Source organism: Flavobacterium sp. GW821-FHT11G01, from assembly GCF_058808175.1.
Window position 1 is genome coordinate 158,440 of the sequence record NZ_JBXARK010000002.1, and the last position, 20,153, is coordinate 178,592.

Here is a 20,153-nt window from a genome sequence, read left to right on the forward strand (position 1 = left end):
AATTAAAATGAAACCAAAAGCTAAATTTTGTATCCTTATAATGTTGTTTGTGTTTTGTGTTTCAAAAGCACAATTTGTAAAACATCATGGAAAACTTCATGTGCAGGGCACTCAATTGTCAGATCAAAACAATAACCCAATTGTGTTGCGAGGAATGAGTTTTGGCTGGCATAGTATGTGGCCGAGATTTTATAATGAAAAAGCAGTTAATTGGTTAAAAAAAGATTTTCATTGCAATGTGGTTCGCGCAGCAATGGGTGTAGAACTTGGTAAACAGTCTTATATGAAAGACCCTGAATTTTCAAAAGAGAAAATTGAGGCCGTTGTCAATGGAGCGATTGAATCGGATATTTATGTAATTATCGATTGGCACAGTCATAGTGTAAATCTAAAAGAAGCAAAAGTCTTTTTTGCTGAAATGTCTAAAAAGTATGCTAAATACCCCAATATAATATATGAGGTTTTCAACGAGCCAGATTATGAAAGTTGGCCAGAAGTTAAAGCTTACGCCGAAGAAGTAATTAAGATAATTAGAGAAAATGATCCGGACAATATCATTTTGGTTGGGTCTCCACATTGGGATCAGGATGTTAATCTTCCAGCAGCAGATCCTATTAAGGGTTATGCTAATATAATGTATACCATGCATTTTTATGCAGCTACACACGGTAAGGAATTGCGGGACAGGACAGATGATGCCCTGGAGAAAGGTCTGCCGATATTTATTTCAGAATCCGCAGGAATGGAGGCTTCTGGTGATGGGCCTTTAAATATGAAAGCATGGCAGGAATATATTGATTGGATGGAAAGCCGAAAGTTGAGTTGGATAACATGGTCAGTATCTGATAAAGATGAAACTTGTTCTATTCTTAAAAAATCGGCAAAATCAGAGGGAAATTGGAAAGATGAAGATTTAAAAGAATCAGGAATAAAGGTTCGTGAGTTTTTAAGAAAATATAATATGCAACAGTAGAAGTAGTTACTTTTATTTTAGAAAAAGCCTGTTCAGTTTTTTGAGCAGGCTTTTTTCGTTTTAATTGTAAAACTTTTTGTTTTTGATTTAAAAATTATATTGAATGTTTAAAGCTGTTACGGATGTTTTTATGTCTTTATTTTTGTAGGAATAATTGTTTTTTAAAAGGATGGTTGGTACAGGTGTTTAGTTTTTTCTATTTTCTATTTTATTTTTATATAAATTTAAAAATACCCCTCTTTTTAATAGGGGTGTTGTTTTTTTTATGGTGTTTATAGTTGTTTTTTGGTTGTTTATAGTTGTTATTTTTTAATTAACCCTAAAAATTTTCTGATTTTTACTAAAAATTCTTTAGGGATTTTTCAAAATTAATTCGGTATTAATGTCAAATAACGATTATTGTTAATTTAATTTTTGTAATCCATAATTCTGCTTGTAAAACATCAAAAAAATAGATTTCAATTCTTCTACTCATACAAAAGTTAATAAATTCGCTAATGAAAATGAAGAGGTTTTAAGGGGAGATTAAAGGATTTAGAAGAGACTTATAGTAGAATATACATATATAAAAGATTAACTAACCAGAATCAATTAATAACTAAAAACCAATTAAAACATGAAAAAAGTATTACACATTTTAGCCGCGATGTTGACGAGTTCTTTTGCATTTGCTCAAGAAGATGCTGAAACTCCAGTTGTACCAGCAACTACATGGGGGGGATCTGCAGATGCTTATTATAAATATGATTTTTCAAAACAAATGAATGGATTAACGAGCTTTACCAACTCTCAGGATTCATTTGAATTAGGAATGGCATCTATTAATGCAGGACATACTTTCGGAAAAGCTTCTGTATTTGTTGACTTAGGATTCGGAAAAAGAGCAGGCGAATTTTCATATAATGAAACAACAGACAAAGATATTACTGCAAAATTTTTGATAAAGCAATTATTCTTTACTTATCAGGTTACAGATAAATTCAAATTTGTAGCAGGTAGTTTTGGTACACATATAGGTTATGAGGTATTAGATGCCGTAGGAAATAAAAACTACAGTATGTCATACGCCTTCTCATATGGACCATTCTTTAATACCGGTTTAAAAGCACAGTATACTTCAGGGAAATTTACTGCTATGTTTGGTATAACTAATCCAACTGATTTTAAATCGGCTATGGATGCAGGTTCTTCTCAAAAAACATACATTGGACAAATAGGATACGTTGGAGAAACGGGTAGTGCTTATTTGAATTTCACATCAGGAAGTTCTAATCCTGCATCTGATGAAAACAAAACACAGTTTGACCTTGTAGCTTCTAAAACGATAAGTGATTCTTTTGCTTTAGGATTTAACGCTACTTATGCAAAAACAGCAAATGATTTTGATAGTACTTTAGATGGTGATTGGTTTTCATTAGTTGGATATGCTAATTATTCTTTTAGCCCATCTTTATTATTAGCTTACAGAATAGAATACTTTGATGCTAAAGATGCTGCTCCAAGTTTAGGAACCTTAACAGGATCTAATGTATTTGCAAATACAGTTTCATTAAACTATAAAGTTGGAAAACTAACTATTATTCCTGAGTTAAGATACGATGCTGCATCAGAGGACATCTTTTTAGATAGCGATGCAAACCCAACAGGTGGATCTTTCTTCGGATTAATTGCTACAACATACTCTTTCTAGAGATAAAGATTGATATTTTTTTTTTTTTTGGAGCTGTCAAAACATGTAAATGTTTTGGCAGCTTTTTTATTTATTTAGAAGAAAATAGAGTAAAGAACAAAGATGAAAGATGAACGATAGAAGAAAAAGGAGAAAAGAATTTGAGAATGTTAAGATGGAAAAAAGTGAATTTATCAGTGGAAGAAAGAAAGGATAGAGTGTTCCGCACAACTTTTCTATCATAAATGCTGTATTCTATTATAAGAAGCATTGGTTAAAAGATTACATACAGTCCTTTTTTCATCTCAATCTTTATTTTCAGTTCTTAAATCTTTCATCTTTGTTCTTTACTCTATTTTCTTTTCTGTTTACACAACAAAAAAAACGCGTTTCTAAATATTTAGAAACGCGTTTTATATTTTATCAATTACTTTTTACTGAAGTTGTTTTTTGTAAATCGAATAAATAGTATCTATTGTTTTTCGATCTAAAACAGATGTTGCATCAGTTTGAATATAATGTAATTTAAAAGCCTGAATTGCTGCTGAAAGATTCTTAGTATTGTAACCAATAATACGCAAAGCAGGTTCTATTTTAAAATCAAAAGGAGCTTCTTCTAACACTTCGTCAGGCCAGATTCCAAATCCCTTTTCTGCCAAAGTTTTCCATGGAAATAAAGCACTTGGATCTTGTTTTCTTCCTGGTGCAATGTCAGAATGTCCCAGAATATTTTGAGTCGGAATATTATAGTCTTTTTTAAGCTTTGTTAAAAGCGCTACTAAACTGCTAATTTGCGCTTCTGTAAAAGGTTTAAAGCCGTTATTATCAAGTTCAATACCAATAGAGCTTGAATTTAAATCGGTGTTTTTACCCCAGTTAGATGCGCCTGCGTGCCAAGCTCTTAAATAATCATTTAGCATTTGTACTACTTTTCCGTTTTCAGAAATTATGTAGTGGGCACTTACTTGTGTTTTTGTTTTGGTAAAAGTGCTTATGGTTTGTTGTACAGAATCTTGAGCAGTATGATGAATAATAATAAAACTAGGTTTTCTTAGATTGAAATTAACAGTACCAATCCATTCTGTATTAATGCCATTTAATAAGGCAGTTGAGCCAGTTTTTGATAAAGTATCTTTCACGATGCCTAATTGCGAGGCATAAGAAGTGTCAATAATTACAGGGCTAATAGCAGGAATTTGTTTTGCTTCTTTGCTTGTAATTTGATTTTCTAAAGTTTTAAGCTGTTGGTCGTAGACTTTTTCGGTTGCTTTATAAGGATTCGTTGAGCAAGAAGTTATTGTAATTGCTAAAATCAAATAATAAAAATGCTTTTTCGCCATGATTAGTTACATTTTAGGAGTAAGTTAAAACAATTATTCGTGAACTTTTATTGCTTCTGTTTCCTCTTTTACTTCTTTTGTGTCAGAATCTTTTTTCTTTTTGTTTTTCGGTTGTTTCTTGATCTCTTTAAAATTAGCCATGAAATTGGTGTATTTTTCTATTTGATCAGGGTTTAAGAAAGCAGTAATTTTTTTAGTTGTGCTTTCTCTTAGAGCAGTCATTTGTTCAATTTTTTGGTCCTGACTGCTATTTTCATTTTTTAAAAGAATTCCTTGTTCTCTCATGCTGTCAGCAATAACATTTGTAATTGCAATAGCTTGCAAATCATCAAGTTTTACTTCTGGCCTCATTTGTTCTACAATTTTTGCAGCCGTTTCTTCAGCAGGAATTTCTTTAGGTTTGCTAGGAGAACCTTGTGGTCCTGCCATCATGCTTCTATCCATTCCCATTCCGCCGCCTCTTCCATAACCTCCACCGCCATAGCCGTTGTTATAACCGTTTCCATATTGTGCCGAAGCAGAATTGAAACAGAATAAAGTGAAAACCAAAATGAAAAGTGTGTGTGTAGGTTTCATAAAAAATGTTTTTATCTAAAATTGATAATAGTTTAGCGTAAATTTAAGCAGGTTCTCCGTATAAATCAAATTCTGTTGCTTCTATTATTCTTATATTAACAAATTCTCCTGTTTTTACGTAATGCTTAGAGGCATCAATCAAAACTTCGTTGTCAACATCCGGACTATCAAACTCTGTTCTGCCTACAAAATGTGCACCTTCTTTTCTGTCAATAATACATTTGTAAACTTGTCCAACTTTCTCCTGGTTTAAATCCCATGAAATTTGCGATTGCAATTCCATAATTTCATTCGCTCGGGCTTGTTTTACATCATCCGGAACATCATCTTCTAATAAATAAGCGTGAGTGTTTTCTTCGTGAGAATAAGCAAAACATCCCATTCTGTCAAATTTCATTTCCTGAACAAAATCTTTTAAAATTTCAAAATCTTCCTGTGTTTCTCCTGGATAACCAACAATCAAAGTAGTTCTGATTGCCATTCCGGGAACTGCAGCGCGGAAATCTTTTAATAATTGAGTTGTTTTGGCCTGAGTTGTACCACGACGCATCGATTTTAAAATAGAATCCGAAATATGTTGTAACGGAATATCAATGTAATTACAAATTTTTGGTTCACGTTTCATAACTTCCAGAACATCCATTGGGAAACCAGTAGGGAAGGCATAGTGTAAACGAATCCATTCAATTCCTTCAACTTTTACCAATGCTTCTAAAAGTTCAGCAAGATTTCTTTTTTTATAAATATCAAGACCATAATAAGTTAAATCCTGTGCGATTAAGATTAATTCTTTTACACCATTTTTAGCTAAACCTTCGGCTTCTTTAACCAACTTTTCGATTGATTGCGAAACGTGTTTACCACGCATTAACGGAATTGCACAAAAACTACAAGGTCTGTCGCAACCTTCAGCAATTTTTAAATAGGCGTAGTTTTTAGGAGTAGTCGTTAAACGTTCTCCAAGTAATTCATGTTTATAATCAGCTCCTAAAGCTTTCAATAGTTGAGGTAATTCAGTTGTACCAAAATATTGATCTACATTCGGAATTTCTTTTTCTAAATCTGGTCTGTAACGTTCCGATAAACATCCGGTTACAAAAACTTTGTCAACTAACCCTTTGTCTTTTTTGTCAGCATATTCCAAAATCATATTTACTGATTCGGCTTTAGCGTTATCAATAAAACCACAAGTGTTGATTACGATAATGTTTCCCTCTTCGGATGCAGGTGCTTCATGTTGTACTTCTTTGCCGTTAGCACGAAGCTGTCCCATCAATACTTCACTGTCATATACATTTTTCGAACACCCAAGAGTGATTACGTTAATTTTGTTCTTTTTTAAAGACTTGGTTCTCATACTTTTATAAATTGGAGTGCAAAATTACACTTTTTTATTCAAACACCGCCTGTTTCAGTTTCTTTTAGGTGTTTTTTATGAAGCTAACGCTGTTGTCTTTTCTATCTTTTGTGGTTGGATCGTCACAAAAGTAGGCCTTCCAAAATTTCGGGACAATCAGGGTTAAAAAAAATCCGCCAAGTAATACCTGACGGAAATTTCAAATTAATCTATTTTAATTTAATTACAATTCAAATAATAAAGTCAAAGAAACATTATTTAGTTTCGATGAAATGTTGGCGCCATCAGTAAATCCGATTGCAAAAAATCCCTGATTTGATTTTCTCTCTAAATAAGAATAAGCTAAGTCTAATTTAGTGGCTCCAAAACTATAGCCTAAACCGCCTGAGTAGCTATTTAAGTCTCCAATTGTTGATCCGTTTTTATAAGGACTTCCTTCAAATCTATACCCTCCGCGTAAACTTAGTCGGTTTATTTTGTATTCACCACCAATTCTTAATTCACCATTACTAGTCAATTGATTACTGATATCTCCGTTTAATCCTCTAAAGCCTGGATCGCTTGTTGGTTTGTATTTTGTGTTTGAATAATCTTTAATCGCGTAATCAACACTGATTAAACCTGATTTTCCAAATACTATAGCGCCACTAAAAGTCCATTTTGCAGGGGTTTGTAAAGTATAAGATTCATATACATTTACGACATTTGGATTGATACTTTCGTGAATTGGTTGACCTCCATCTGCTTGTCTTGTTGTTTGCAAACTCTGTGTAACTTCGTCATAAAGTTCATACCAGGTATTCGATTCGTATGCTAAACCAAGTCTGAAAGCTTCGGTGACTTTGGCAATTGCACCAAGTTGAAAAGAGAAGCCATTTCCGTAAGTATAAAGATCGTTGTTAAAACGTAAATTAGATATAGTTTCAGTTGGTTCTAATGGATTACTGTTGTCTTCATAAAAACTACTTGATCTTCTATAATCTGTAACATGTACATTTAAGTTTGCTCCAAAATAGATTCTGTCCTTATATGATGTTGCAATATTGAAACTTACTTTACTATTATATCCACTAGTGTAAATTTCGTTTTCCTGATAATAATTTCCTCCAGCAGGAACGTTAGAAGTGTATTGTGTGTTATTTGGATCGTTAGTAACCGGATTTATTACATATCCTTTATATCCAAAATAAGCTTGTTGCTCATCATAAAATAAGTCGCGGTAAGGAACGTCAGCAATTACATTTAATGGAATTCCATTGGCATAAGTCAAAAAATATTGATCAACAGAATTTCTTGGATTCGTACCTGCTGAAAAAACCTGATTGTTAAAATTGTTGGTGTTTTCATATGTTGCGCCAATTGCAATTTTTCTCCAGTTGTTGTTTGGATTGTTAAAAACAAAAACGCCGCCAGCCTGATTTAGAATAAAAGAGTTTTCTTTCTCGCTGGTTTGGGTTCCAAAATAATTAGAATTGTTTTTAATATTTTGATTGCTAAAAGTTACTCCAACCTGATTGTTATTGAATATTGCAGAACCGGCAGGATTTACTGTTAAGGCTGATAGATCTCCTCCAACAGCTCCAAAGGCACCACCCATAGCTCTAAATCTTGCGGTTCCAGTTAAATTGTCTTGTGCGTAACGAACAGCATCTGATACTTCCTGAGAATGTGAGACGCTAAAAGTTAGTCCTGTAATAAAAAGGAAAAGTATTTTTTTCATGTGGTTAAGTTTTAATGTGAGTTATCTGATCTGATTAGTGAAGGAAGAATTATCTTCTTCCGCCGCCTCCACCGCCACCAGATCTTCCACCTCCGCCGCCTCCGCCGTATGATCCACCACCGCCAGATGATCTCATGCTTCCGCCACTGCTATTCATTGAGCGGGATGGGCTAGGAGAGTATGATCTCGAAGAGTTGCTGCTGTTACTGTTATTGTAATTGTAGCTTCTGTTTGTAGTTGTAGTTGTACCAGATCTTCTGTTAGAATAGTCGTAGCCGCTTTGACCCTGAGCTGTGCTTCTTCTATTTGTAAAAGTAGGACTTGAATAATTTCTTCCATTTACATTAGAACTTCTTCTGAAGTCAGAGTAGTCTGTACGTCTGTTTGTAGTATAACTGTTTCTGTTTGTAGTGTAGTTTCCTCTTCCGGCATAATTTCTGCCAGTGCTATTATATGAGCTTCTGGTAGAATATCCTCTTGATCCGTAATAAGCAGCAGATCCTCTTCTTCCGTAACTATATGAGTAATTGTTATATCCATAACCATAATAAGGTGGGTAATAACCCGGGTATCCCCATCCTGGGTAATATCCTGGATAACCCCATCCATAATAAGGATAGCCCCAGCCATAACCGTATCCGTATCCATAATATGGATATCCCCAACCAAATCCGATTCCCCATGACCACATTGGATCAGAGTAAACGGTTACAGATACATCTGAATTAGCGCTTCCCCATGCAGGGTAAGCTTTTGCATCAGTTTGCGTACTGTCATTTTCTGCATAATTACCATAACTGTCTACGTCTGTAAAAATTTCAGTTGGCTGACCGTCGTTTTGTAACGATTTAAAGTAATCTTTATATTGATTATTAACGTTTGATGTGTTATTTTGAGCATACGTTCTTTGTGAACCACCATATACTCCATCATTATCTTGATAGGATGAATTTTGGTAAGAACCACACGATGCAAGTAGAAAACTCAATAATCCAATTAAGTAAAAATGACTTGAGTTTTGGCGGAGAGTAGTAGAAGTTTTCATATCTGTGGTGTTTTTTATTGTTGCACATTACAAAAATAGTTAGTTTTGTCAAACTATTTAGTTAAAATTATTAAAACAAAATTTGTGCCAAACTATTCAATATGAGTAAGAACCTCACTACAAGATCAGAAGATTATTCGAAATGGTATAACGAACTGGTTGTTAAAGCAGATTTAGCTGAAAATTCAGGAGTTAGAGGATGTATGGTTATTAAACCGTACGGATATGCTATTTGGGAAAAAATGCAGGCGGAGTTAGATCGAATGTTTAAAGAGACAGGACATCAAAATGCATACTTTCCTTTATTCGTGCCGAAAAGCATGTTTGAAGCGGAAGAGAAAAATGCAGAAGGATTTGCAAAAGAATGTGCAATCGTAACACATTATAGATTAAAAAATGATCCCGATAAACCCGGAAAATTAATGGTAGATCCAAATGCTAAATTAGAGGAGGAGCTTATTGTTCGTCCAACCAGTGAAGCTATTATTTGGTCTACTTATAAAGGATGGGTGCAATCTTATAGAGATTTACCTTTATTGATTAATCAATGGGCCAATGTGGTTCGTTGGGAAATGCGTACGCGTTTGTTTTTGAGAACCGCTGAATTTTTGTGGCAGGAAGGTCATACAGCACACGCTACAAAAGCAGAAGCTTTAGAGGAATCTGAAAAAATGATGAATGTTTATGCTGATTTTGTGGAGAACTTTATGGCGATTCCGGTTGTAAAAGGTATAAAAACGGAGACAGAACGTTTCGCGGGTGCAGATGAGACTTATTGTATTGAAGCTTTAATGCAGGACGGAAAAGCATTGCAAGCCGGAACTTCTCACTTTTTAGGGCAAAATTTCGCAAAAGCTTTTGATGTTAAGTTTGCAAATGCTGAAGGGAAACAAGAACACGTTTGGGGAACTTCATGGGGAGTTTCGACTCGTTTAATGGGAGCTTTGGTTATGACGCACTCTGATGATCAGGGATTGGTTTTGCCTCCAAATTTAGCACCTATACAAGTTGTAATTGTTCCTATTTATAAAACAGATGAACAATTAGCTGAAATCACAGCTGCGGTTAATGATTTGACTGTGAAGTTGAGAAAATTGAAGATTTCAGTTAAATATGATGACAGAACAACTCAAAAACCAGGATTCAAGTTTGCTGAATGGGAATTGAAAGGTGTGCCAGTTAGAATTGCGGTTGGTCCAAAAGATTTAGAAAACGGGACTTTTGAGGTTGCAAGACGAGATACATTAACAAAAGAGGTGGTTTCTGCTGAAGGAATCGTTACTTATGTAAATGACCTGTTAGAGCAGATTCAGGCAGACTTATTTAATAAAGCATTAGACTATCGTAATACACATATTACGGAAGTAAATAGTTTTGAGGAGTTTAAGGAAGTATTAGAGGGTAAAGCAGGGTTTGTATCGGCTCATTGGGACGGTACGGCTGCTACTGAAGAAAAAATAAAAGACTTGACAAAGGCAACAATTCGTTGTATTCCTTTGGATAGTGTAGAAGAAGCGGGAACCTGCGTATTTACTGGGAATCCGTCTACAAAAAGAGTGTTATTTGCGAAGGCATATTAAATTTTTTTAATTTTTTTTGCATCAGGTATTGTACATCTTAAAAATAGTTGTATTTTTGCATCCGCATTAGAGAAGCAGGCCCGTTCGTCTATCGGTTAGGACGCATGGTTTTCATCCATGTAAGAGCGGTTCGATTCCGCTACGGGCTACTACTTTTACTGCGCATTTCTTGAAATATTGAGAATTAAATGGCCCGTTCGTCTATCGGTTAGGACGCATGGTTTTCATCCATGTAAGAGCGGTTCGATTCCGCTACGGGCTACAATTTCAATTTATAAAATTGAAGAAAACTTAGAAGGAACCTGGTCTGTTCGTCTAGGGGTTAGGACTCCAGGCTTTCGTCCTGGTAACAGGGGTTCGATTCCCTTACAGACTACAAAATTAGTTGTAAATAAGTTTTGTAAAATAAAAGTTGGTGTCTCGATTTTTATTTTATTAGTTAAAACCAAAGTGATTGTTTTATAATTGTGGGAGGTTTTTCTTTTTTAACTAGTATTTATAATAATTATTACATCTAAAATTAAAAGAAAATGGCAAATCATAAGTCAGCATTAAAAAGAATCAGAAGTAACGAAAAAAGAAGAGTTCTTAATAGATACCAACATAAAACTACTCGTAATGCAATTAAAGCATTAAGATTAGCTACTGAAAAATCTGATGCAGCTTCTAAATTATCAACTGTAATCTCTATGATTGATAAATTAGCTAAAAAGAACATCATTCATGATAATAAAGCTTCTAACTTGAAGTCTAAATTAACTAAACATGTTGCTAAATTGTAATTAATTGCAATTTCCTAAATATATAAAAAGCCCTCTTTTTTTTAGAGGGCTTTTTTTGTTTGGATAAAATTCAAGGATTTCAATTGAAAAATTCTAAATTTCAATACTCATTCTATTAACTAACAATAATAGTATTGGAATTTAGAATTTGTTTTTATTTGGTTTTTTTGTAAAAATAACTCGCTCAATTTGCTTCTAATTGCGTTAGGGGACTTTTGTGACGAATAATGAGTTCTGGTTACCCTAGACGACGATATGGAGCAAAATATTTAGTGGACAGCGAGGCCCGGAGGGAAACGCCATAATTGTTCTTATTGATAGATTGTGGGAATAATATAATCTTTAAATATCAATTTTCTTTTTAAGATATTCCAACATGGGCTGTGTAATTGGTTTTGAAAGGAAATCGATAATTATAGGATATTTTTTTGCTTTGGCTAAATCTTCAGGGTCAATTGTGGAGGATAATACAATTACACTTGCCGTGGTATTGAACTCAATATAATCTACAGATGTAAAATGATCCAGAAACTCCCAACCACCCATGACGGGCATGTTTAAATCTAAAAAAATTAATTCAGGTTTTTTATTTACTTTGTTTTTGTTGTTAGTGTATTTTAGGGTATTGAAGTGAAGTAGTGCTTCTTCACCATTTTGAGCGGTAATAATTTCATTCGAAAATTCGGATTTTGAAATTACTTTTTTGCATAGCATTAATGTGATTGGATCGTCATCAATGCATAAGATTTGCTCAAGCATAATAGGTTAATTTTTAAATGTTATTGTAAATGTGGTTCCTTTATTGACCTCGCTATCGATACTGATGGTGCCGCCCATGGTTTCGACTTGCGATTTTACCAGATATAATCCTAGTCCTTTGCTGTCAGGATAATTGTGGAATCTTTGATAAAGACCAAAAACCTTATCCCGGTTTCTTTCAAGATCTATGCCAATTCCGTTGTCTTTAAATGTTAATATGGCTTTGTGATCTATTTGTTCGGCCATGATTGATATTTTTAATTTTCTATTTTCTGATTTGTATTTTATGGAATTCGTTAATAAATTAAGTAAAATACTTTCTATATAAGCTTTGTTTGTATTTAGTAACGGAACTCTGTCAAATTTGAGTTTGATGATTGGTTTATGTAATTCTATTTGAAATGACAATTGACTAAATACGTTTTCGAATACTTCTTTTAATGACACTTCTTCTTTTTGCATAGAAGGGTTATCTTTAATAATAATGACTTTTACCAGGTCATTAATAGTTTCATTTAGTAGATGGGTTGATTTTGTAAATCCAGATATAATTTCTTCGAGTTCAATATTGTCGACAGGAATATCTTCAATAAGATTTAAAAGGCCAATTAAATTAGATAAGGGAGCTCTAAGATTGTGTGATGTAATGTATGAAAACTGTTTTAAATCCTTATTGTTTTGTGTTAGTTCGCGAATAAGATGTTCTTTTTCTGTTTCTAGTTTTTTCTCATCGGTGATGTCTCTTTGTATCGAAATCCAGTGTGAAATTACGCCTTCATTGTTAAAAATTGGAATCATTGAGAATCGAACCCAATACTCTTCTTTTTGTTTCGTGTAGGTAATGGTTTCGATTAGGCATTCTTCTTCATTTTTAATAGCTCTTAGAAGTTTTTTTAGTTCGTCAGAGTCTGATTTTGGTCCTTTGAAAATATTTGGAGATTTTCCTATTATTTCGTTGGATTGATATCCTGACATTTGAGAAAATGCCGGGTTTACATAGACGATTTTTGGTATTTTACGGGCTGCTGAATTTGCTTCTGTAATTAAAATTGAGTCTTTAGATTGTGTAATTACGGTTTCTAAAAGTTTTAATCGTTGTTCTTCTTCTTTTTGTTTGGTGATATCCTGTATAGCTCCAATCATTCTAATGGCTCTTCCTTTTTCGTCTTTGAGTAAAAAGCCTCTGTCTAATACGTATTTATAAGTTCCGTCGGCACATCTGAAACGGTATTGATCCTGCCATTTTTCGGTTTTTTGCTCAATGAACGAATATAATTTAATTGACATTCTAATGCTGTCTTCAGGATGAATCTTGTCAAACCACCATTTTGAAGTTTTACCTACATCTTCCTGCTTATATCCAAATACGCTTTCAATACCTCTGTTCCAGCTAATGCTGTCTTCTTGTATTTTCCAGTCCCAAATAGTGTCGCTTGTTGCTTTAGCTACAATATCGTATTTTTCATTAGATTCCTTAATTTCTTCATTTGTTTGTTTTAGTTTTTCAAAAACAGATTTATTTTTGACTTCATTTTTCGAGAGTATATATCTGAATACTAGTCCTGTGGTTAAAATGAAAAAAATATCTTTTGCAAGGAATAAATTATAGTTTTTTGCTGGTGAAAAGTAAATAGTGAGTATTTTATGACAGATTATTGCCATAAATAACGAAATGATAATATAAATTAGAGTAATTTGGAGAGTTTTACTTTTCATTACTCAAATATAGTTAAATTAACTATAATTCAGCAATTATTAGGTGTCAATTTGACAGTTAAATTTACATTGATCGGTAGACTAATTACTTGGATATACGCAAACTATCAAAGAAACGTTTTTTATATCAAAATAAAGTGTACCTTTGCACCCATTAAAAATCACAGATGGAATCTATTAGAAACATTGCAATTATTGCCCACGTCGATCACGGTAAAACCACTTTGGTTGATAAAATTATGTATCACTGTCAATTATTTCGTGACAACGAAAACACAGGTGATTTAATTCTTGATAATAACGATTTAGAGCGCGAGAGAGGTATTACTATTACTTCTAAGAACGTATCAGTTCAATATAAAGGAACAAAAATCAATATTATTGACACTCCAGGCCACGCCGATTTTGGAGGTGAAGTAGAACGTGTATTGAACATGGCCGATGGTGTATGTTTGCTAGTGGATGCTTTTGAAGGTCCAATGCCACAAACTCGTTTTGTATTACAAAAAGCTATTGACTTAGGTCTTAAGCCATGTGTAGTTATCAATAAAGTTGATAAAGAAAACTGTACTCCTGAAGAAGTTCACGAAAAAGTTTTTGACTTAATGTTTGAATTAGGTGCTGAAGAATGGCAGTTGGATTTTCCAACAGTTTATGGTTCAGCTAAAAATAACTGGATGTCTGATCATTGGGAAAACGTAACTGATAATGTTGAAGCATTATTGGATATGGTTGTTGAAAATGTACCAGCTCCTAAAGTTTCTGAAGGAACACCACAAATGTTGATTACATCTTTAGATTTCTCGGCATTTACAGGTCGTATCGCTATTGGTCGTCTTGAAAGAGGAGTTCTTAAAGAAGGTATGCCAATCTCATTAGTAAAAAGAGATGGTACTGTATCTAAATCTCGTATCAAAGAACTTCATACATTTGAAGGACTTGGTCGTAAAAAAGTACAAGAAGTTATTGCTGGAGATATTTGTGCAATCATTGGAGTTGAAGGTTTTGAAATTGGTGACACAATTGCTGATTTTGAAAATCCTGAAGGTCTAAAAACGATTGATATCGACGAGCCTACAATGAGTATGTTGTTTACAATTAATGACTCTCCTTTCTTTGGTAAAGAGGGTAAATTTGTAACTTCTCGTCATATTAGAGAAAGATTGACAAAAGAATTAGAGAAAAACTTAGCTATGAAGTTAGGTGAAACTGATTCTGCTGATAAATTCATGGTTTTTGGTCGTGGAGTACTTCACTTGTCTGTTCTTATTGAAACAATGAGAAGAGAAGGTTACGAATTGCAAATCGGTCAACCACAAGTTATCATCAAAGAAATTGATGGTAAAAAATGTGAGCCAATTGAAGAATTAACAATCGATTTACCAGAAAATCTTTCAGGTAGAGCGGTTGAGTTCGTTACTATGCGTAAAGGTGAAATGTTAAGTATGGAAACTAAAGGGGAGCGTATGATTGTGAAATTTAATATTCCATCACGTGGAATTATTGGATTGCGTAATCAATTACTTACTGCAACAGCTGGTGAGGCTATTATGGCACACCGTTTTATTGGATATGAGCCTTACAAAGGAGAAATTGCCGGACGTAACAAAGGTTCATTGATTTCTATGGAAAAAGGAAAAGCTATTCCTTATTCTATCGATAAATTACAAGATCGTGGTAAGTTTTTCGTTGAACCAAATGCTGAAATTTACGAAGGTCAGGTAATTGGAGAAAACTCTCGTGGAGATGATATGTGTGTAAACGTAACTAAAGAGAAAAAACAATCGAACGTTCGTTCTTCTGGAAATGATGAAAAAGCAAGAATCATCCCTCCAATCATTTTCTCTCTTGAAGAAGCTTTAGAGTACATTCAAAAAGATGAATATGTAGAGGTTACTCCAAAATCTATCCGTTTAAGAAAAATTTATTTGACAGAAACTGATAGAAAAAGATTTAAAATCTAATACGATTTAAATTTCAATATAGAAATCCCAAATTCCAATATGGAGTTTGGGATTTTTTTTTAGAGAATATTGTAATTTTGAATTTTTAAATTTGAGCTTTATTAGGTTTATCTTTTCAAACTAAAATGACCTTTTGCTTCACGTCCATCTTCAAGTTTTATGATATACCAATAATCATCTGCAGGCATTGGACTTTCTATATAAGTTCCATCCCAACCGTTTCCTGATGCGGTAATTTCCTTGATTAGTTTACCATATCGATCGAAAATAAGAATTTTTGCCCCCGAATTAAAACTCTCATTTGCTCCTTTTATATTCCAGTAGTCATTATAACCATCATTGTTGGGAGTAAAAAATTTAGGAATTCCCAGTACCGCAACAGTTTTGGAAATTGTTCCACAACCGTTTTTATCTTGAATGTATAGATCATGTATTCCTGGGCGAATATTTTCAAAGAAATTAGATTCTTGAAAAGAACCGTTGGGATCATCAATACTATATTCATAATTTCCAGTTCCTGAAACGTTTGCCTCGACGGTGTTGTAATCGGATAAGTCTGAGATAGAAAGAGAATCGAGATGTGCAATATCAGATGCAGTTACAGTAATGCTTCGGATTCTGCTACAGCTATTTTCGTCTTTTGTAAAAACTTCTACTGTATATTTACCTTCTTCATTTACATCTAAAGTTTCACTGATTTCACCGGGAATTATACTTCCGTCTTTTGACCACACAAATGTGTAGGTGCTAGCAGAAGTATTTCCTATGATTCCTGCATCGAGTTTGACAAAAAAGGATGGTAAATTAGAACAAACTAGTTTATCAGCGCTCTGATTACTGTTAATGTCAATATCTGGTTTTGGATTTACTTTAAGAGTAACATATGGTCCTAATGCAAAACAGGCATTGTCCAGATTGCTGTCGACACGTACCCAAATTTCTTGTTGGTTCGGACTTGTATTTCTATAATTTGAAGGATCTGGAATTGCATTTGTTTCTGCGAAAGCATCAGCTTCATCAGCATAATATTTTATGCGATAATTTGTATTCGAAGGAAGTAAAGCTTGAATGTCATTTGTTACACTGCTAAAATCAAAGGTTGTAATTCCGTCCTTATCGCTATTAGTTTCATCGATAAAATCATCACAAACGCTAAATGATCTTTTAAAACCCGAATTAATTTGTGTTGTTGAAACCACCAAATTTAATTGAGCAGTCGAAAAACATCCGTTTGAATTCTCAACTCTTGTCCAAATATTTTTATTACTGCTTGAAAATGCAATAGGATTTGAAATTAATGCAGCAGGATACTTTGTATTTGCTCCTTGTAAAGTAGTGTAATAAGAGAATGTTTCGTTGGTGAAATTGGCAGAAACAGAACTATTTTTCTCGGTTATATTAAAGTTTGAAATCCCATCAGTATCGTCGTCACATTGAACGATAGTTATTGGAGAATTTAAAATAGGCAAAGCAAGAAGAATGAGTTTGACAGAATTAGCAGAGGTTAAGCCACAGGCATTATTACTTCTATTTAATAAAACACGATACTGATAACCATTTATTGCAGGACTTGCTTTTTGAATTGTTAGAGAGGCAGTTTTAGTTCCGGAATAAGTTGTATTATCAGTTAAAACATTCCATGTATTACCACTATCAATGGAAAACTGCCATTGAAAACTGTCAGCATTAGATTCGATGCTGAAAGTCGCTTTTTGCCATTCACAAATTGTTTGATTTTCGGGTTGTTTGGTAATAAAAATAGGAGTTGCAATAATGTAATTGCCATTAGGACTTGTATAACCATCAATTTTGCTTGTTACAATTCCGCCAGGGTTTACTGTAACGGGGATATTTCCTAATTGACCGTCAAAATTTGGATCTGTAAATCCAGCTTCGATCACATCGTTGCATTCATCATTGTCACTGTCCATTTCTGTGTGGTTTTTTATGCCGTCACCATCAGAATCTAAAACAGTATAGCTTAAAATGCCACTATCAGGATTTGTTTCTAAAGAATTTGATAATCCATTGATTCCAAAATCGACTGTATCAATAATTCCGTTTTTGTTAAGATCTGGGGTATTACTTCCTGACTCAACCAAATCATATATACCATCATTGTCGCTGTCTAAATCAAGATAATTTGGAATACCATCATTATCTGTATCTATTGTTGTTGATGAGGGATTAAAAATTTCGTCCAATCCATCTAAATTAATATCAGTATTTGATAAAGCTATTGGTTTTGTTTGTGATTCAATGACATCTGGAATGCCATCATTGTCTGAATCTAAATCTAATTGGTCTGCAATTCCATCACCGTCGGTGTCTTTTGGAACGCAGGTTGCTATAAGTCTGAATGTTGCTTTGTTTCCAGCAGTATCTACCAGATTTTTATGTGTGATTTTAAATGATTGAGTTTGATAAGACTTGAATTTGAATGTGCCTGTTCCAGCCGGAAGAGGGACACTTCCGTTTAATCGGAAGCGAATTTCGAAAGAAGAGAATTGAGTAATGCCACTTTCGTAAATTCCATCATAATTTGTGTCGATTAATAATTGATTGGTTGGATTGAGGACAGTAACCGTTTTATCAATGTCTGAATTGATAATGTATTCGGAGTCAGAATTTAATAAATCGGCTGTATTTGCAGTTGTACTGTATTCTAAACTTAGATTTATCGGTTTTGCAAAATCCAATTTATAGCTTACAGAAAAACCTTTTCCAGCCATTACTTCAGTAATAAAACTGCCATCTGCGTTTCCAGAAAAAGGTGTTGTAGCGGAGGGTGTTGTGTTGGTAATTGTACCTAAAAACGAATTTGAATAAGTTTCTGTTTTTACTAAACCTGAATTTGGGTTTGAGAGATTTAAGGTCAGATCTCCATAAGATTCAGTGCAGTTTGTTAATCCATCATTGTCATAATCAATATCTATATTGTCGTTGGCTAAATCATTGTCAAGATTGATCGGACATTCGCTTACTGGAATTTTGTCTGAGAAAACATCACTTGCACAACCTGAAATACTTCCTCTTACTTGATAAAAACCAGGTTGGGCCGGACTAAAATTGTTTTTAGTTTCACCTGGAATAATGATGTCGTCTTTGTACCATTGAAAAGTGTCATAAGGTGACAATGAATTAATTTTTAAAGATACATTTGGGATACAAGATGAACTGGTTAATGCAATTTTGCTACTTACAATTTCAGGTTTTAGATCAAAACCTGAATAATAACCTCCATAAGTTGCGGCTCCATTGGTTCCAAAATAAGAAACATAAACTTGCTTAGTTGATTTGACAGTTATATTTCCAGATAAATTAGCCACATTGTAGCGCACAAATGCTGTTGTTCCTTCGATTGTGACAGGAAGAGCATCGATAGGGCTATTATTTAGTAAAACTGCAGCACCCGTTTCGGTTACTATATTTAGAAATCCGTTAAAAGTATTATTCCCAATTGATTGGATTTGAGGAATGTTGTCTACTGTATTTGGCGTCGCACAATTTATTGGAGGTACAAAAAACAAGTTTTGATTGGCAGGACTTATTGTCCCTCCAATACTTTGATACGCAAACACATTTGCAGATGTTTTTACATATAAACTTCCATTATCAAATTGGCTTCCATCAATGGCAATATACTCTCCGCTATTAAGTGTGGTGTAATTAGTGGGAGAACCATTGAGAAATATTTCTGTATTATCATAATGAGCTACTATTAAAACGCGTTCTAATTCATCTGTACCAAGACCTTTGATAAATATATATTCTTTTCCTGTTTTTTCTAACGAAACAATTTGGTCAAACCCCACATCTCTTCCCAAAGGAGAAAAACCGCCATTTTGAGTTGGTCCTAATGCTGTGCTGTTGCTTCCTCCAAACGACCCTGAATTGACTGCCACTGGTTTGTCTGAAGTAACCAATGCTCCAATTATTTTAGAACTATTCGATGCAACAGTACCACTTGATGTAACTGTACCTCCATTATAATTTTTTAAAGCCAGTATAAAACTTTCATTTTTGTTTAAGGTAGCGGTTATTGGCCCGGAAATAATTGTTCCGTCCAATAGCTGGGTGCCATTTTGAATATTTGAAATGGTGATTTTAGTTCCGTTTTCAGTTGCCATGATAGAAGCAAAGTTCAATAATGTTTCATCAAAAAGAGGATTTAACATTGCACCTAATCTAAAAGTCGTACCAAGGGCACTGTTTCCTTTAGAAACTAGTCCTCCCGCATGATTATAATTTCCGTTTTGAGCCAGTCCGGCATTGACTCTGGCACTTACATAAACCAGGTCCTCTGCTTCAATAATATACCCTCTGTTTGATATAATTCCAATATTAGTTAAGGGTGCAAATAATTGGGTTTCAGTACCTGTTCCGATATAATATCGGTAGGGATTACTGCTATTTACGGATCCGTTTACCACACTGCCTCCATTGGCTATAATTTTAAAATTTACATTAATAAGACTTGGAGTGGAGATGTATATATATTGATCGGATGCAAATCCTGCAACAGAAATTAATGGCGGGATATAGTGTGTTTTACTAAATTGTGAGAAGCAATTTAATGTGCAAAACAAAAACAACATAAAATATAATGCTTTCTTCATTGGCTTGGTTGATGTAATGAATCGAATCGCCCAAACCAAAAATAAGTTTTATT

The 20,153-nt window shown here is 33.9% G+C and carries 13 protein-coding genes and 3 tRNA genes; 8 read left to right on the forward strand and 8 right to left on the reverse strand.

Going from position 1 to position 20,153, the window contains the following annotated elements; all coding sequences use genetic code 11:
* Nucleotides 1-7: 7 nt before the first annotated feature.
* Both AC1RRN_RS04485 and AC1RRN_RS04490 read left to right on the forward strand, forming a co-directional pair.
* A complete protein-coding gene (locus tag AC1RRN_RS04485; protein WP_492966156.1) occupies nucleotides 8-973 on the forward strand; it encodes a glycoside hydrolase family 5 protein in 966 nt (321 codons plus the stop codon).
* Nucleotides 974-1,589: 616 nt separating this feature from the next.
* Nucleotides 1,590-2,663, forward strand: coding sequence for an outer membrane beta-barrel protein (locus AC1RRN_RS04490; protein WP_492966157.1), 1,074 nt, complete (start codon nucleotides 1,590-1,592; stop codon nucleotides 2,661-2,663).
* Between the two features lie 413 nt (nucleotides 2,664-3,076).
* Here the strand turns inward: AC1RRN_RS04490 and AC1RRN_RS04495 are convergent, their stop codons facing one another.
* The 5 genes from AC1RRN_RS04495 to AC1RRN_RS04515 all read right to left on the reverse strand — a co-directional run bounded on the left by AC1RRN_RS04495 (nucleotide 3,077) and on the right by AC1RRN_RS04515 (nucleotide 8,680).
* On the reverse strand, nucleotides 3,077-3,982 hold the full coding sequence (locus AC1RRN_RS04495) for an N-acetylmuramoyl-L-alanine amidase (RefSeq protein ID WP_492966158.1): 906 nt from the start codon (nucleotides 3,980-3,982) through the stop codon (nucleotides 3,077-3,079).
* A gap of 33 nt (nucleotides 3,983-4,015) precedes the next feature.
* Nucleotides 4,016-4,558, reverse strand: coding sequence for a hypothetical protein (locus tag AC1RRN_RS04500; protein ID WP_492966159.1), 543 nt, complete (start codon nucleotides 4,556-4,558; stop codon nucleotides 4,016-4,018).
* 43 nt (nucleotides 4,559-4,601) lie between these two features.
* Nucleotides 4,602-5,915, reverse strand: a complete 1,314-nt coding sequence (gene rimO / locus AC1RRN_RS04505) for a 30S ribosomal protein S12 methylthiotransferase RimO (protein WP_492966160.1) — start codon at nucleotides 5,913-5,915, stop codon at nucleotides 4,602-4,604.
* A 223-nt stretch (nucleotides 5,916-6,138) separates the two neighbouring features.
* A complete protein-coding gene (locus AC1RRN_RS04510; RefSeq protein ID WP_492966161.1) occupies nucleotides 6,139-7,635 on the reverse strand; it encodes an OmpP1/FadL family transporter in 1,497 nt (498 codons plus the stop codon).
* Between the two features lie 49 nt (nucleotides 7,636-7,684).
* Nucleotides 7,685-8,680: a hypothetical protein gene (locus AC1RRN_RS04515; protein WP_492966162.1), complete on the reverse strand. Its 996-nt coding sequence runs from the start codon at nucleotides 8,678-8,680 to the stop codon at nucleotides 7,685-7,687.
* Between the two features lie 101 nt (nucleotides 8,681-8,781).
* Between AC1RRN_RS04515 and proS the strand changes: the two genes are divergently transcribed.
* The 5 genes from proS to rpsT all read left to right on the forward strand — a co-directional run bounded on the left by proS (nucleotide 8,782) and on the right by rpsT (nucleotide 11,042).
* Nucleotides 8,782-10,260: a proline--tRNA ligase gene (proS, locus tag AC1RRN_RS04520; RefSeq protein ID WP_492966163.1), complete on the forward strand. Its 1,479-nt coding sequence runs from the start codon at nucleotides 8,782-8,784 to the stop codon at nucleotides 10,258-10,260.
* Between the two features lie 77 nt (nucleotides 10,261-10,337).
* Nucleotides 10,338-10,409: transfer RNA gene (locus AC1RRN_RS04525), tRNA-Glu, on the forward strand.
* A gap of 41 nt (nucleotides 10,410-10,450) precedes the next feature.
* Nucleotides 10,451-10,522 (forward strand) — tRNA-Glu (locus tag AC1RRN_RS04530).
* Nucleotides 10,523-10,564: 42 nt separating this feature from the next.
* A tRNA-Glu gene (locus AC1RRN_RS04535) sits at nucleotides 10,565-10,636 on the forward strand.
* Nucleotides 10,637-10,790: 154 nt separating this feature from the next.
* A complete protein-coding gene (rpsT, locus tag AC1RRN_RS04540) occupies nucleotides 10,791-11,042 on the forward strand; it encodes a 30S ribosomal protein S20 (protein ID WP_007803459.1) in 252 nt (83 codons plus the stop codon).
* 342 nt (nucleotides 11,043-11,384) lie between these two features.
* Here rpsT and AC1RRN_RS04545 read toward each other — a convergent pair whose 3' ends face one another.
* Entirely contained in the window at nucleotides 11,385-11,801 is a 417-nt protein-coding gene (locus AC1RRN_RS04545) for a response regulator (protein WP_492966164.1), read from the reverse strand.
* A gap of 6 nt (nucleotides 11,802-11,807) precedes the next feature.
* Nucleotides 11,808-13,517 (reverse strand): PAS domain-containing sensor histidine kinase, encoded by a 1,710-nt coding sequence (locus AC1RRN_RS04550; RefSeq protein ID WP_492966165.1) that lies wholly within the window; start codon nucleotides 13,515-13,517, stop codon nucleotides 11,808-11,810.
* Between the two features lie 167 nt (nucleotides 13,518-13,684).
* Here AC1RRN_RS04550 and typA point away from each other — a divergent pair, with 167 nt between their 5' ends.
* Nucleotides 13,685-15,481 (forward strand): translational GTPase TypA, encoded by a 1,797-nt coding sequence (typA, locus tag AC1RRN_RS04555; protein WP_029272769.1) that lies wholly within the window; start codon nucleotides 13,685-13,687, stop codon nucleotides 15,479-15,481.
* A gap of 107 nt (nucleotides 15,482-15,588) precedes the next feature.
* Here the strand turns inward: typA and AC1RRN_RS04560 are convergent, their stop codons facing one another.
* Nucleotides 15,589-20,100, reverse strand: a complete 4,512-nt coding sequence (locus tag AC1RRN_RS04560) for an FIDD domain-containing protein (protein WP_492966166.1) — start codon at nucleotides 20,098-20,100, stop codon at nucleotides 15,589-15,591.
* Between the last annotated feature and the right edge of the window lie 53 nt (nucleotides 20,101-20,153).

Coding starts and splice junctions, on each gene's coding strand:
- AC1RRN_RS04485 (WP_492966156.1), top strand. CDS start 8: ATGAAACCAAAAGCTAAATTTTGTATCCTTATAATGTTGTTTGTGTTT.
- AC1RRN_RS04490 (WP_492966157.1), top strand. CDS start 1,590: ATGAAAAAAGTATTACACATTTTAGCCGCGATGTTGACGAGTTCTTTT.
- AC1RRN_RS04495 (WP_492966158.1), bottom strand. CDS start 3,982: ATGGCGAAAAAGCATTTTTATTATTTGATTTTAGCAATTACAATAACT.
- AC1RRN_RS04500 (WP_492966159.1), bottom strand. CDS start 4,558: ATGAAACCTACACACACACTTTTCATTTTGGTTTTCACTTTATTCTGT.
- rimO (WP_492966160.1), bottom strand. CDS start 5,915: ATGAGAACCAAGTCTTTAAAAAAGAACAAAATTAACGTAATCACTCTT.
- AC1RRN_RS04510 (WP_492966161.1), bottom strand. CDS start 7,635: ATGAAAAAAATACTTTTCCTTTTTATTACAGGACTAACTTTTAGCGTC.
- AC1RRN_RS04515 (WP_492966162.1), bottom strand. CDS start 8,680: ATGAAAACTTCTACTACTCTCCGCCAAAACTCAAGTCATTTTTACTTA.
- proS (WP_492966163.1), top strand. CDS start 8,782: ATGAGTAAGAACCTCACTACAAGATCAGAAGATTATTCGAAATGGTAT.
- rpsT (WP_007803459.1), top strand. CDS start 10,791: ATGGCAAATCATAAGTCAGCATTAAAAAGAATCAGAAGTAACGAAAAA.
- AC1RRN_RS04545 (WP_492966164.1), bottom strand. CDS start 11,801: ATGCTTGAGCAAATCTTATGCATTGATGACGATCCAATCACATTAATG.
- AC1RRN_RS04550 (WP_492966165.1), bottom strand. CDS start 13,517: ATGAAAAGTAAAACTCTCCAAATTACTCTAATTTATATTATCATTTCG.
- typA (WP_029272769.1), top strand. CDS start 13,685: ATGGAATCTATTAGAAACATTGCAATTATTGCCCACGTCGATCACGGT.
- AC1RRN_RS04560 (WP_492966166.1), bottom strand. CDS start 20,100: ATGAAGAAAGCATTATATTTTATGTTGTTTTTGTTTTGCACATTAAAT.